Annotated in this window: 12 protein-coding genes; 5 read left to right on the top strand and 7 right to left on the bottom strand. The window is 44.6% G+C overall.

Features of this window, described 5'->3' with window-relative positions:
• Positions 1 to 24: 24 nt before the first annotated feature.
• Together BUA59_RS05750 and BUA59_RS05755 are read left to right on the top strand one after the other, a co-directional pair.
• Positions 25 to 915, top strand: coding sequence for an ABC transporter ATP-binding protein (locus tag BUA59_RS05750; RefSeq protein WP_084122212.1), 891 nt, complete (start codon positions 25 to 27; stop codon positions 913 to 915).
• A complete protein-coding gene (locus BUA59_RS05755) occupies positions 908 to 1,714 on the top strand; it encodes an IucA/IucC family C-terminal-domain containing protein (protein ID WP_072838783.1) in 807 nt (268 codons plus the stop codon). Before BUA59_RS05750 ends, BUA59_RS05755 begins: the two co-directional genes overlap by 8 nt.
• A gap of 26 nt (positions 1,715 to 1,740) precedes the next feature.
• Here BUA59_RS05755 and BUA59_RS05760 read toward each other — a convergent pair whose 3' ends face one another.
• The 4 genes from BUA59_RS05760 to BUA59_RS05775 form a co-directional block, all read right to left on the bottom strand.
• A complete protein-coding gene (locus BUA59_RS05760; RefSeq protein WP_072838784.1) occupies positions 1,741 to 3,843 on the bottom strand; it encodes a TonB-dependent receptor in 2,103 nt (700 codons plus the stop codon).
• A 189-nt stretch (positions 3,844 to 4,032) separates the two neighbouring features.
• Positions 4,033 to 4,959 (bottom strand): allantoinase PuuE, encoded by a 927-nt coding sequence (gene puuE / locus BUA59_RS05765; protein ID WP_072838785.1) that lies wholly within the window; start codon positions 4,957 to 4,959, stop codon positions 4,033 to 4,035.
• Between the two features lie 39 nt (positions 4,960 to 4,998).
• The gene (locus BUA59_RS05770) at positions 4,999 to 5,730 is read right to left on the bottom strand and encodes an aspartate/glutamate racemase family protein (RefSeq protein WP_072838786.1); all 732 of its coding nucleotides are present in this window, start codon (positions 5,728 to 5,730) and stop codon (positions 4,999 to 5,001) included.
• A 7-nt stretch (positions 5,731 to 5,737) separates the two neighbouring features.
• Positions 5,738 to 6,403: a GntR family transcriptional regulator gene (locus tag BUA59_RS05775; protein ID WP_072838787.1), complete on the bottom strand. Its 666-nt coding sequence runs from the start codon at positions 6,401 to 6,403 to the stop codon at positions 5,738 to 5,740.
• Between the two features lie 268 nt (positions 6,404 to 6,671).
• On the opposite strand from BUA59_RS05775, the gene BUA59_RS05780 reads away from it, so the two are divergent.
• Positions 6,672 to 8,108 carry an NCS1 family nucleobase:cation symporter-1 gene (locus tag BUA59_RS05780; RefSeq protein WP_072838788.1) on the top strand — a complete coding sequence of 479 codons (1,437 nt, stop codon included), beginning with the start codon at positions 6,672 to 6,674 and terminating at the stop codon, positions 8,106 to 8,108.
• An 86-nt stretch (positions 8,109 to 8,194) separates the two neighbouring features.
• Here BUA59_RS05780 and eat read toward each other — a convergent pair whose 3' ends face one another.
• The 3 genes from eat to BUA59_RS05795 form a co-directional block, all read right to left on the bottom strand.
• Positions 8,195 to 9,601, bottom strand: a complete 1,407-nt coding sequence (gene eat / locus BUA59_RS05785; protein ID WP_072838789.1) for an ethanolamine permease — start codon at positions 9,599 to 9,601, stop codon at positions 8,195 to 8,197.
• Between the two features lie 153 nt (positions 9,602 to 9,754).
• Positions 9,755 to 10,648, bottom strand: a complete 894-nt coding sequence (gene eutC / locus BUA59_RS05790; protein ID WP_245813097.1) for an ethanolamine ammonia-lyase subunit EutC — start codon at positions 10,646 to 10,648, stop codon at positions 9,755 to 9,757.
• Positions 10,645 to 12,066, bottom strand: coding sequence for an ethanolamine ammonia-lyase subunit EutB (locus BUA59_RS05795; protein WP_072838790.1), 1,422 nt, complete (start codon positions 12,064 to 12,066; stop codon positions 10,645 to 10,647). The genes eutC and BUA59_RS05795 overlap by 4 nt, the downstream gene beginning before the upstream one ends.
• A 260-nt stretch (positions 12,067 to 12,326) precedes the next feature.
• Between BUA59_RS05795 and BUA59_RS05800 the strand changes: the two genes are divergently transcribed.
• Both BUA59_RS05800 and BUA59_RS05805 read left to right on the top strand, forming a co-directional pair.
• Entirely contained in the window at positions 12,327 to 13,304 is a 978-nt protein-coding gene (locus BUA59_RS05800) for a helix-turn-helix domain-containing protein (RefSeq protein WP_084122215.1), read from the top strand.
• Positions 13,305 to 13,490: 186 nt separating this feature from the next.
• Entirely contained in the window at positions 13,491 to 14,360 is an 870-nt protein-coding gene (locus BUA59_RS05805) for a DUF4394 domain-containing protein (protein WP_245813098.1), read from the top strand.
• Positions 14,361 to 14,477 lie beyond the last annotated feature (117 nt).

Here is a 14,477-nt window from a genome sequence, read left to right on the forward strand (position 1 = left end):
TAGTCATATTGGGATTTTTTAACGATGAGCATGTCCGAAAATCATTTATTAGACAGTAATTTATTAAGCCGTCATTTAGGAAACAGTCACTTAGGAGAAAGTAGTCCATTAGAAAGTGTGGCGCTATCTTTAGGTTATGAGAAAAAAAACATTATTAAGTCGTTGGATTTGGTTATTAAACCTAACCAAATTACAGTGTTAGTGGGCGGCAATGGTTGTGGTAAATCTACCTTACTGAAGTCGTTTGCCCGATTGTTGAAACCTTCGACTGGCCAGATTCTCCTGAATGGTGCAGATATTCATTCCTTGTCTGGAAAGGACGTGGCTCGCAAGCTGGCTATTCTTCCCCAAGGCCCTGTTGCGCCAGAAGGCTTGACGGTTGAGCAGTTGGTTCGTCAAGGCCGTTATCCTCATCAAAATTGGCTACAAAGTTGGACCGAAGACGACGAACGATTAGTTCGTAAAGCCTTGCAAGACACCAATATGACCGAGTTTGCAGATCGTTCCATTGATGCTTTATCTGGCGGCCAGAGACAGCGAGCTTGGATTGCCATGGCGCTGGCACAGAATACCGATATTTTGCTATTGGATGAACCAACAACCTATTTGGATTTAACCCATCAGATAGAGATTCTTGATCTATTGTTTGAGCTAAATGCGACTCAGAATACGACCATCTTGATGGTGTTGCATGATCTGAACCTTGCAGCTCGTTATGCTCATAACATGATCGCTATTAAAGACGGTGCGGTTTTTTGCCAAGGCGCACCAGAGACGATTTTAGATCATGATATGGTGAAAGCTGTGTTTGATATGGAATGCCATATCAGTGCCGATCCACTGTTTGGTACGCCAATGTGTATTCCTTATGGGAAAGGACGCAAGGTCGACTCTCAGGCAGCTAAGCATGTTTAAACAAGCTCCTAAGCAAGTATTGCTTCCAGAAGAATGGGACGTGTTGGCAGCATTCGGACTTAAGCCTTATCAACAAGACGAGCCACTTGCGATCGATTCTAGTAAGTTATTGGATGATGCCTTGTGTTTGGAAACACTACAAAAAATCATGCCTGAACTTGGCGCGCCGAACCTTAAAGTAACGGCGTCTTTAGTAATAAAACGTGTGGCATTTCTTACGTTGGCACCTGTCTTATACGCCATGTCTGGGTTTGATAAAGGCCTTGATGCATCAATAGAAAACAGTGTTTTTGAATATCCGTTAGAAAGCAAAATGTGGTTATCCAAGATGCCATTAAAAACGACGGCGGTGTCTGTTTGGAAAGATTCTGACAAAGAAGATCGAAACGCTTGGCGAAAAGAGATCTTGAACAAGGCATTTTCGGGGCATTTAACCTTATTGGTCGAGCAATTTTATCGCCTAACAAAAGTGTCTAGACGTATCCTTTGGGAAAATGTCGCAGTGCGGGTTTTTAGCATCTACGAACAACGTATTTTAGTGAGTGTTGCTGAGGAAATGAGATCAAAAGCTCAAGCAGATTATGCGTATCTTCTGGATAAAAGTACGACTGCATTGTTTGGTTTAAACGAAAATCCTTTGACGGTTTTTTATCGAGAAAAGCAGTTAACGGCAATATCGGAAAATCCTATTCGTGTTCGACGTACCTGTTGTTTTTACTACCAAGCTACAGAGCCCCCAGTCTATTGTGGTTCTTGTCCTTTGCCTCTAAAGAAAGCTAACTCTTCTCTTAAAAAATAAGAGAAGAGTTAAGTGTGGCTAGAAAATTAAAAGTCTAAACCATAAGCCAGTGTCACAGTACGACCTCGGCCTTTGAAGTAAAGGTCGTCCGTTTTGACGGAGCTTTGGGAGTAGTAAGTGAAGTAGTCTTCGTTAAATACGTTGGAAACCGCAACACTCATTTTACCCACAGGAAGTTTGTAACCAACGGATGCGTCGACTAGAGTGTAGCCATCAAACTCTAATTTTTTATCATCAAAGCTTTTGTCAAAAGCATGATTGATTTGCAGCAAAGAGGATAGTTTGTCACTCCAGCGAGCATTCCATGATGTCACCAAGCGATTAGGCGAGATATCTGAACCGGTCAACTTAGTGTCTACTTTTCCATCTCCATCAGTATCAGACTTGCCTTGAATGAAAGAATAGCTGGCTTGTAGTCTATGGTCTTTGTTGAGCTGGAATCCTAAAGAAGCTTCAGCACCTTGAATCTCTTTCTTCTCTCGTTTTACAACATAGAGTCCATTGACTGCTTCAATACGGCTCCCAAGGTCTGAATTAGATTCGTAATAACTCAATTCAAAATCGTATGGATGACGGTTTACACGAAAACCGACTTCATAGTTGTCGGTCACAATAGGGGATAAATCGATCAGTGAATCGACATCTTGACCTGGTGTATTAACGCCACGGAGGACTCGTCCGACATCCGGCATACCAAAGCCTTGTGAGTAGTTGGCAAATACACTAATTGCAGGCGTGATCTTAAAAACAGCACCTGCATTGTAAACCGTGTCACTAAAGCTCGGTTTGCCTCCATTTACTGTCACATTGTTATTCGCCGCGACTGTTTGGTATGTATCTACGTCTAACTTAGCGTGTTCATTACGGGCACCAGCTTGTAGAACTAAGCGGTCAGTTGGTCGGTATTCAAGTTGTACGAACGGAGCGTAATTGGTGTATTCCGTTTCAGGAACATAAGTGCGATTAGTCAATATTAACGTCTGACTGGTTGTGTCTTGTAACAAATCTAAGCCTGCCGTGACGCTTAAATCGTTATCTAATAGGTCGTCTTTAGTTAAGCTGAATTTTGCACCGATTTTTTCTGATTGGTTTTGGCTTTGGTCAAAGGTTATACCATTGCTAGGGTCTTGGAAGCTGCCTGACTTTGATACACCATATCTCCCTTCAAAATCTTGGTGGAAAACTTGCGCTTTAAACTCCATACCATCAAGGTCGCTGTCGGTATAAGCAAGGCTGGTAGTTTGAACATCGTTATATGGAGCAAGACCTCTTGGTGTGCTTTTGATGGAGCTGGTTGGAATGCCGTTTGATCTGTCTCCGTTGACACCAGTGAAGTTCATTCGTCCTTTTAATCTGTACTTGTTAACTTCAAGTTCCAGTCTTTTGTCATCGGTTAGCCAGTAACCAAGTTTGACAAAAGCATCGTAGCTTTTTGAATCCATTGTTTCGCCACGAGTAGAGTCTGAACCAACATAGTTGCCGTCGGCATCAAGATAGATCCCTTGTACTTCGTTGGACAAACCCACAAGGTAATCAAAATTATCTTGTGAACCTTCTACTTGGTAGCCAATTTTATAGGCCAGAGAATCGCTTTTTAATTCATCTGTCGGTGTGGTCAGTTGTACATCGACGTGTTGTTTTAGTTCGTTTGAACGATTTGATTTGGTGATGAAGTTAATAATACCGCCAGTTGCCCCTAAGCCATGAATTGCGCTTGCACCATGAATCACTTCAATGCGTTCCACCATAGCAAGGTCAATGGTGTGTGCGGCACGGCTACCGTCTCGAAGTGGATTAGACTGTGGAACACCATCTATCATGTATAAAACAGAGCGTCCTCGAAAAGATTGGCTGCTATCGTTTAATTTTTGCGTATTCGGTGCATAGGCAGGTAGAAGATTAGAAAGTACTTGCGAGCTGTCAGAGCTGATGGACAGTTGTTCTTCAATTTGTTGTCGAGTGATAACAGTGATGACCTGAGGACTGTCTTCTTTTTTGGTATTAGAGCGACTGGTTTGGATAACTAGCTCATCGAGGCTTACGGACTCCGTGTCTGCAAGGGTGATTTGTGAGGCGCTAAGGGCGAAAGGCAATAGGATAATTGCCGTGTAAGGTTTTTTGGATAACATTAAACGGAGTCCTTTATAAAATAGATTTATGCAATTGATAAAAGTAATGATATCTATTATCAATTAAAAAGTCTTATTTTTGGGGCTTTCTTTTAATGTCTTTTCAATTTAGGAGAGAAATATAAAGAGGGAAACCGCTACTTTTCCCTCTTTAATCAAATGGTTAGATTTTTAAATAGGTTTTAATATTTAACTCTGCGGCGGATGATTTGCAATCCAATGATCTGCAATATCTTCACGGCGAGCAATCCAGACGTTGTCGTGGGATTGTACGTAGTCTAAGAACTTCTTCAGTGCCATGAATCTGCTTGGCTTGCCAAGGGTTCGGCAATGCATACCAATGGACATCATTTTCGGTGCGGTGGCACCTTCTTCATATAAACAATCAAAGTTGTCTTTCAGGTATTGGAAGAATTCTTCGCCATGATTAAAGCCATAAGGCGAGGAAAACTTCATATCGTTGCAATCGAGTGTATAAGGCACGATCAAATGCGGTTTGCTACCACCATCAGGTGTATCGACTTTTACCCAATAAGGGAGGTCATCACCGTAATTATCTGAGTCGTATTTGAGCTGGGTTTGTTCTGCGACCAAGACGCGAGTATTTGGCGAGTCTCGCCCTGTATACCAGCCAACAGGTTTAGCACCAGTGACTTCTTCGATTAAAGCAAGCGCTTGTTGCATGTGCTCGCGTTCTTGCTCGATTGGCATTTCTTGATAATGAATCCATTTTAAACCATGGCAAACAATTTCGTGTTTGCCTTCCACAAAAGCTTTGGCCACTTCTGGATTACGTTGTAATGCAGTCGCAATGGCAAAAACAGTGAGTGGCAAACCGCGTCGCTCAAACTCATTTAAAATACGCCACACACCAGTGCGAGAGCCATATTCGTATAGAGACTCCATGCTCATGTGGCGGTCTTTGAAGGGCTGCGCGCCGAAGATTTCCGATAGAAATGTCTCGGCGTGTTCATCGCCATGAAGAACGCAATTTTCACCACCTTCTTCGAAGTTTAAAACAAACTGGACTGCAATTCTGGCATTGTTTGGCCATTTTACGTTTGGTAGCCCTTGGCGACCATAACCCGCGTAATCGCGTTCTAAGTAGTGTTTCATAGTCTGTGTTCCATTATTTTTTATGTAGTTTGGGAGTAGTTATAAACTCCAGTGGGCATAGCGCCCAGTAAAAGCTTTGCTAACACGCTGTCCGTATTGACCTTTTTTAGAGGTTTGTAGCCCTAACTGATGCAATGATTCTGCCAGTTTTACCGCGGCGACAACGCCATCAATAATAGGAACAGGTAATTCGGTAGATAGCTTTTCCACCAAACTCGACATGCCAGCACAGCCCAAGACGATGGCTTCCGCGCCGTCTTCCTCTATCGCGGCTAGGCATTCTGTTTTAAGTAACTGATATGCTGCGGGATCGATATTTTCTAAGGCTAAAACGGGAATGTTGGTGGCTCTTACACCGCTGCATTTATGTTGATAACCGTATTTTTGAAGTAAGTGTTCACTTGCTGGTAAGGTTCTGGATAACGTGGTGACGACGCCAAAGCGGTGGGCAATTAAACTTGCCATTTGAAATCCCGCCTCGGCAATGCCTATCACAGGTGCATCCGCTAATTCACGGGCGGCGTCTAAAGCCGGATCGCCAAAGCAGGCGATAATATGAGCATCAACACCTTGTTGTTTGCCTTGTTCTATTAGGTCGAGAAGGGCTGCACTGGCAATGACTTCATCAAAAGCGCACTCTATGCTTTTCGGTCCGTGTTCTGGTGTGCAGGCGATAATTTGTGTGCTGTCTAGCGCAACAGATTGTGCGCTCAGTGCCATGGCATTAGTCATGTCAGCGCTGGTGTTTGGGTTAATGAGCTGAATTCGCATGGTGCTCCTAGCGGCCAAAAAGTCGTTGAAAATCGATATTTTCTTCGGGTTTGCTTTCGAGAATAAGTGACGATTTAATATGTTTTAAGTGGTGACTCATCCAAGTTTTAGCTTCATCTTTTCTACCCTGGTCAAGAATATCGAGTAGCTGTGAATGATCACCACATTCGCAACCCACGCTGCCGCGAGTACCGTAAGCGGCCAGAATCAAGGAAGACCGATAGCACAGCTGTTCAACAAAGCTAGCCAGCACCTGATTGCCAGAAAGCTTTGCTAATTCGTAATGGAAGCGAGCTGTTAGTTGTATAGAGTCTGCCAGTTGGTTGGCCTCTTCTGCGCGTTTTTCTTCAGTGACCATGATTCGAAAACGTTCAGAATGTTCTGTATTCCAATGATCAAGTAAGGCTGGAATGAGTTGCGGCTCAATCAATATGCGGCTGTCTAGAACTTCTAATGCTTCGGCTTCACTAGGTCGGTTTACTTGCGCGCCTTTGTTTTTTTCAATGATCACAAAGTGTTCTAAGGCGAGCCGCTGTAATACTTTGCGTATGCCTGTTCGGCTTACACCAAACGCTTCTGATAAACGATCTTCTGGTAAACGCGCCCCTGGCGGTAATTGATGTTCGACAATGGCGTTTAGCATTTGTCGGTAAATGTTCTCGTCATTCGACATGAGTGCTTCTCTATAGATTGTATACGATGTCTCATTAAATATAGTTCTTAAGACAATATAGCATGCTAGTTTGTTTCGTACATCTTAAACAAAAAATGAATTAATTGTGCACAATATTGGTGTGGTTTTCGTTTTTTTGACTTGCAATGGTGCAGTAAATGTTGGTTTTTTGGGTTCATATCCCTATTTTTACTTAAGTTCTTTAGGTTCTGTTTTTTGGCACAAAAATTGTATTTATCATTGTATACAATTAAAAAGGAACGCAATCATGAAACAAGAATTTGAGCAAAGTCCTAAATTAGCGAATAGGGATCTGCTGCCAGAGAAAGATCAGAAATGGGGTTGGTATAGCATCTTCGCTTTTTGGATGTCAGACGTTCATAGTGTGGGTGGATATGTGTTTGCTGCCAGCTTGTTTGCACTGGGTCTAAATGGTATTCAAGTGTTTATTAGTTTGTTATTGGGCATTTCTATTGTGTTGGTATTTGCCAACTTGATGGGTAAACCGGGACAAAAAGCAGGCGTGCCGTTTCCTGTGGTGGCACGAATGTCTTTTGGTGTGTTCGGTGCCAATATTCCAGCCATCATTCGTGGCTTGATCGCGGTCGTTTGGTACGGTATTCAAACCTTTCTGGCGTCTAGCTCCTTCATTATTCTGTTGTTGTATTTTTTTCCTGGCATGGCATCTCTTGCGGATCAATCTTTCATCGGTCTTTCATATCTTGGCTGGATTGGTTTCACGGCAATGTGGATTGTACAGGGAATCGTCTTCATGTTTGGCATGGACATGATTCGTAAGGTAATCGATTGGTCAGGCCCTGCTATCTATGTCGCTATGTTTGCATTGTGTATTTATATGGTGAATCGAGCGGGTTGGGAAAATATCAGCTTTAATTTGAGCTCAAATAACCTGACGGGCATGGATGTGATTGTGCAGATGTTTATTGCAATCGCGCTAGTAGCGGGTTATTTCGCTGGCCCAACGCTGAACTTTAGTGATTTTTCACGTTATTGCGGCAGTTATAAAAAATTAAAACTGGGAAACCTATTGGGCTTGCCACTTAATTTTGTCTTGTTTTCTTTGTTTAGTGTGGTGATTGTGTCGGCTTCTATCCCAGTATTTGGTGAGATGATTACCGACCCTGTGGAAACGGTGAAACGTCTCGATTCTGGATTTATTACGGTACTTGGTGCGTTAACTTTTATTTTTGCTACAGTTGGGATTAATATCGTTGCGAACTTTGTGGCGCCAGCGTTTGATTTCTCCAACGTATCACCACAGAAAATCAGCTTTAGAGCCGGTGGTTTTATTGCCGCGTTTGGTTCTGTGCTGCTAACGCCATGGAATTTATTCAATAACCCAGAAGTGATTCACTACACGGTAGATGTTTTGGGTGCGATGATTGGGCCTTTGTACGGCATTATTATTGTCGATTATTTCTTTATTAAAAAAGGCCAAATTGATGTTGCCGCTTTGTACACAGAGTCTCCTAAAGGGGCTTATTGGTATGAGAATGGCGTGAATAAGAAAAGCGTTTATGCTCTGATTATTGCGGGTTTAGTATCTATCTTAGCGACCTTTGTATTCAGCGCCTTGGCAAACTACGCCATCTTTATAGGTGGCATCGTGGCGGCATTGTCTTATCGCTACATGATGGAGCCTGAGCGTGTTGCTTTGCAAAGCATGGCATTGGCTAAGTCGTAAATGCGTTTGATCCTAACACTCAAAAGCCCCGCATTCCCTAGGAAAGGAATGCGGGGCTTTGTTTTATTTACTCAGTGAAAAGGTTGTTAAGCCGTTGCAGCGAGGTCGGCTTCTGCCGCCGCCAGCATGTCAAACTCTTCTTCTGGTGTTTTCGCCACAAGGCGATTTTTACTGTACAAGAAGTAGTAAGCGGCGCCGATAGCGAACAAGACCAGCGTGTAGAAAAACGCGCGTGGGTCGTAAGCGTAAACGCCAGTGAGTGCTAACAGAGACAAAACAAACGCGATAGACGAGGTGAAAATACCGCCTGGTGTTTTATAAGGACGCTCCATATTTGGCTGTTTGATGCGAAGCAAAATGTGGCTAAGCGCCATCAAAGCATAAGATACGGTTGCGCCAACCACGGCCATTGCCAACATTAGATCGCCTTCGCCCGTCAAAGAAGCAAGGAAGCCTAAAATGCCAGGTACGATCAAAGCACGAGCAGGCACTTTACGTTTGTCTGTTACTGACAAGCTTTGTGGAATGTAACCAGCACGAGACAGAGCAAAGACTAAACGGCTGTAACCGTAGATGATGGAGAAGAAAGACGCGATCAAACCAGCAAGACCGAGAACGTTTACCGCTGTTGCCAAAGAGCTGTGACCCGCAAAATTTAAGGCATCAACCAAAGGCACTGCGCTCTTGCCCATCGCATCTGCACCAGCGGCACCGGCTAACAAAAACACCACCAAAAGTGCCGTGAACAGTAAGAAGATCATCGCGCCGATAATGCCTTTTGGCACATCTTTCGCTGGATCTTTGGCTTCTTCTGCGGCTAGAGGCACACCTTCAACCGCCAAGAACAACCACATGCCAAATGGCAATGCCGCCCAAATACCATACCAGCCCATCGGCATAAACTCAGACGCGCCAGCGGCATCGGTGACCGCCACATCAAATAAACGGCTGCTATCAAAATCGCCAATCAAGGCTACTGCTGTCGCTAGAATGGCGATGACTGCCAAGCCGCTGATGACCATCATGACTTTTAGCGCTTCGCCTGCACCGGCTAGGTGAATGCCGATAAAGACAATGTAAAACGCGGCGTAGACCCAAGGTCCATTAAAGCCCAACAGGGCTTCTACCGCAGAACCGATAAATATCACAATGGCGGCAGGCGCCAAAGCGTATTCAATTAACACCGCTAGGCCGGTTAAATAACCGCCAGTAGGCCCCATTGCTTGACGCGCAAAACTGTAACCGCCGCCCGCCGCTGGGATAGCGGCAGACATTTCTGCCAAGGATAAAACCAAGGTGAAATACATCACCGCCATGAGCGCTGCTGCGATGGCAAACCCGCCCCAGCCCGCTTCGGCAATACCAAAGTTCCAGCCTGCGAAGTCACCAGAGATAACGTAAGATACGCCCAAACCCGCGAGCAGAATCCAGCCCGCGGAGCCTCGTTTTAGCTGGCGTTTCGCCAGATATTCTTTATTGATTTGATCAGACATTTTAGTTTCCTTTTGTTCCAGTTGTGCTCTATATGTTGAGTTTTAAACCGTCATTTTTTGCCCTGTGGGCTTATAGTTTTCTTGCTTTTCTGTTTGTACGTCTTCGTGCGTTTTGTTTTTCCTTATCTTTTTTCTCTTGTCTTTTTCCTCGTATTAGGAGATGAGGAAGTTTTTTGACTCCTTTGATGTATCTATAATTAAGTCATCGTCTGATCTGTCTTTGAGTTTTACGCCAGACAGCTTCAGGGTTCGTGCTTCGTTTAATAGATAAAAGGCTTTACGTGCGGCTTCTTGGTAAACCAAGCCCGCTGGGCGAACGTTGGAAATGCAGTTGCGGTAGGCATCTGTTAGGCCGACTTTGCCGCCCCAAGTCAGGTACAAACCTAAGCTATCGGGCGAGCTCAACCCAGGGCGCTCACCGATCAATACCAAGACGCATTTGGCGTTTAGGCGTTCACAAACATCGTCGCCAATCGCTACGCGGCCTTGCTTTACAAAACAAACAGGCGCGAGGCTCCAGCCGTTTATATGGCTAGAAAGTGCTTGTAAAAACGGTAAGGTATTTTGTTCAACCGCCAGCGACGACAAACCATCGACGACTACAATGGCAAGGTCATAGTCTTGCGAAGTAGAAACTCTGTGCTCGTCTAGTTTATTGGCAGATTCGTCATTCAATCTGCGACCGTAATCTGGACGTTGTAAATAGGTTGCGCGGTCCGTCGCGCGACTGTGTAACAGTAGGGGGGCACAGTTTTTGGTCCAATCTTTAGCCCAATCTTTAGCCCAATCTTGCTCTACCAGAGCTTTGGCTAACGCGTCGCTATCGAGTTGCGTGTGCACCGCATCGATCGCTTGAGCATGGGCAAGTTGGAATGCTAATAAATGTTTGGTTGGGACGCTGATACCAGAACGGCCTAAACCAATACGCGCGTCAGTAAAGGCATTGAGTTTGCTCCACGCGTTTTCGGTGACGGCTTCTGCATGAGGATGCGTCGGAAAGGACTTATTAGGTTTAGGGATGTCGGATTTAGGAGTGTCTTGGCTCATGAGCGACCTCCAATCATGCGATTGAGTGACTTATGGAACGCATCTGGTAGCTGGTGGTTGAGGGTAAATTGCTCGTTGTTTTTGAAGATTTCCATTTTAGCTAACCAAAGGTCGAACTCCGGCGCGGGTTTTAAGCCCAGTACTCGACGAGCGTATAAAGCGTCATGAAACGAGGTGGTCTGGTAGTTCAGCATGATGTCGTCGGAACCGGGGATGCCCATAACAAAAGTACAACCAGCGACACCTAAAAGTGTCAGTAAATTATCCATGTCATTTTGATCGGCTTCGGCGTGATTGGTATAACACACGTCGCAACCCATAGGTAAGCCAAGTAACTTGCCACAGAAGTGGTCTTCTAACCCTGCACGAGTGATTTGTTTGCCATCGTACAAATATTCTGGGCCGATAAAACCGACCACGGTATTCACCAATAGCGGATTAAACTTACGTGCCACCGCATAGGCCCGCGCTTCGCAAGTTTGCTGATCTAAACCATGATTAGCATTGGCGGATAAAGCGCTGCCTTGGCCTGTCTCAAAGTACATGACGTTATTACCAACCGTGCCACGATTCAGCGACAAGGCTGCTGCTTGGGCTTCGGCCAGTGTGGCGAGGTTAAAACCAAAGCTGTCGTTGGTCGCTTGGGTGCCACCAATCGACTGGAATACCAAATCCACGGGTGCGCCTTGTTCAATGCATTCGATGGTGTTGGTCACGTGAGTTAGCACACAGGATTGGGTTGGAATCTCATAATGCTGGATGACTTCGTCCATCATCTTGATCAAGCGTGTGGCTTGTTGCACGTTGTCGGTGGCAGGGTTAATACCAATCACAGCGTCACCATTGGCGTAGAGCAAACCGTCCAATATGCTGGCCGCGATGCCAGTTAAATCGTCGGTTGGGTGATTGGGTTGTAAACGAGTTGACAAATGCCCTGGCAAACCAATGGTGTTACGAAACGCGGTTTTTACATGGCATTTTTTCGCAACTAAGATCAAATCCTGATTACGCATGATCTTACTAACCGCCGCGGCCATTTCTGGCGTCACACCGGGACGAATCTGAATAAGCACCTCGTTGGTGGCAAGGTCGCTTAATAACCAATCACGAAAGCCACCTACGGTAAGGTGTGAAATCAAAGAAAAAGCAGCTTTGTCATGATCGTCTAGTATTAGTCGGGTAATTTCGTCTTCTTCATAGGGTACGAGAGCTTGCTCAAGAAAAAGGCTCAGTGGTACATCGGCAAGCGTCATCTGCGCGATGGCGCGTTCTTCGGCGCTTTGGGCCGCAACACCGGCTAAGCGATCCCCCGAACGTGCGGGTGTTGCTTTCGCCATTAAATCGGCAAGATCGACAAAGCCGAAGGTGCGCTCGCCTACTGTGTTCTTAAACTGAAAAGTCGAATTTGGCTTGCTCATAACCGTTTCTCGCGCTTTACTGACATTGAGTTGGCCCAAGCTCTTAATGTATTGATACAAACATTTAGAGTAAAAAGGGCATAAATTTTGCTTATTATTAAAGTTAATCGCTGAATATTTATAACGTTAGTTAACATTACGGAAATCCATAAATTTACGTTATCGAATAATGGCAAAATTTATAAATGGTATATTTTTCAAAAACTTAGGTTTTTAATTCCTCATATTCTGTGAGAAAAAAAACACAGACAGGTGTGGTTATGTTGAATTTAATGATTGATGCACCAAAAGAGGGCTTTTTCTCTAATGTATCAAAAACTCGTGTGTCGGAAGCTCACGATGCGGATTTGCACGCGAGTAATTTGACCAACTGGCAACAAGAGTACGATCAAACCAGCCGTGGTAGTTTTTACGGTCGTATTGTCGAGCTGCCGTTTGATGGTTTGCAGGTTTTTTGTGAGCACACCAGTCAGGCATTGCAGCAAAAATGTATGGTTTGGCCGGATTCTGTTTGGCTGGGGATTCCTCTTGCCGATCAAGAAGAAAGCCGTATCAACGGCTTAACCATCAATCCCAATAATATTATGTGCCGTCCTGGCGATTGTGATTTTCAGCTATCCACACCGCAAGATTATGATTTATATGGTTTAGTTGTAGAGCGTTCGAAATTGATCAAGATGGCGGCGATTCATGGTGTCGATTTGAATTGGAAAGAACTCACCGAATATGGTCGCCTTGGCGTGCCAGATAAAACCTTAGAGGAAGTGCGCTTTGTGCTAGCACGTTTACTCTCGGTGCAAAACACAACAACACCACCACGCTTGCAGCAAGACATTGTTATGATGGCACTACTGGAAGTTTTAAAAGTGGAAACCCCACAACCTGCTAAAACACAAAGCTATTATCATCGTAAGAAAGTCGTCGATCGCGCGCGTTTATTTTTAGATCATCATCTTGATGAACCCGTTACCGTGACGCAATTGTGTGAAGTTACCAGTGTCAGCCGCCGTACCTTACAATACAGCTTTGAAAGCATCCTTGGCGTCAGCCCGATTCAATATCTGCGGATTAGTCGATTAAACGGCGTTCGTCGCTCTCTGGTACAAGCAAAAAATGGTCAAGCGGTCAGTGACATCGCCGCCCAATGGGGATTTTGGCATCTGAGCCAGTTTGCTAAAGACTACAAGCAACTGTTTGGTGAAACGCCGTCAAAAACACTTACGGGGTTGAGTGGTTGAGTAAAAAGCAACCGAGCCTTTATCGTATGTTAAGACAATTAACGCCAGACTCGGTTTGTGCAACAAATTATTTTTCAAAAAATATCGTTTATCTGAAACCTTTTTTTAAAAGATGAGTATCTCTGTATGAGCCACCCAGTTGGGTGACACCTAGTTTACTAATAAAACTCATATAGGATGCTTATGATGAAAAAGACGATTATTGCTGCCACGACTGCTTTTGCTGTTTCTGCTTGTTCAACTGGCTTTTACGGAACATCTGACCAAGATAGTCCTATCGCTGGATACGCGCTTGCTAACAACGGAACGACTTTGATCACAATGGGGTCTATTGCGTCTCCTGCGAAAATGGACACTTTTGCCTTAAGCAACAAGCTGGATGCTGTGGCTTATCGTCCCGTCACTGGCGAGCTGTTGGGCTATTCCAACGGCGCGGTTTATGTTGTGAATACTAAGACGGGCAAGCTAACCGATCTTGGGGCGACCTTCACAAATGGCGCCATGATTTCCAAGGATGCGTCAGCCACCGCGATGGATTTTAATAACGCCATCGATGCGGTTCGTATGGTGGGTTCTGACGGTACGAACTTGGTGTATTTCCCAGTCGGTTTTGGTGACCAAGATAAGCGTGCTAATTCAGTATTGAAATTCACCTCTACCTTTTATGTAAAAGGCGACAGCAACGAAGGTATGACGCCTGAAATTTTTGCGAACGCTTACACGAACGCCATTGCCGGTGCAAAAGCGTCGAGCACTTTCCAGTTTGCGTTAGATAGCAAAACAGATTCATTGGTCAGCCTTGCTAATAATGCAGGCGAATTAAAAACCGTTGCTAAGATCACCATCAATGGCAAGGCCGTTGACCTATCATCAATGGGTGGCTTCGATATTGTTTCTGCCGAAGAAGGTTCTGACGCTGCTTATGCAATATTGCAGCTCGAAGGTGAATCAAAAGCCGGTCTTTACTCTATAGACCTGACGACAGGCGCGGCAAGCTTAATGGCTGACCTACCAATGGGTGGCTTTAGCGGCTTTGCTGTCTCAGGCGGCAAATAACTGCAAACGGTGTTTTTACACCAACAGTAAGAAAAAAACAAAGGCGGTCTAGCAATAGATTGCCTTTTTCTTGTGAACTTGTTTAAACAATGAAATTCAAGAAATTCAAGAAATTCT

The sequence above is a fragment of the Marinomonas polaris DSM 16579 genome (assembly GCF_900129155.1).
GTDB classification, from domain to species: Bacteria; Pseudomonadota; Gammaproteobacteria; order Pseudomonadales; family Marinomonadaceae; genus Marinomonas; species Marinomonas polaris.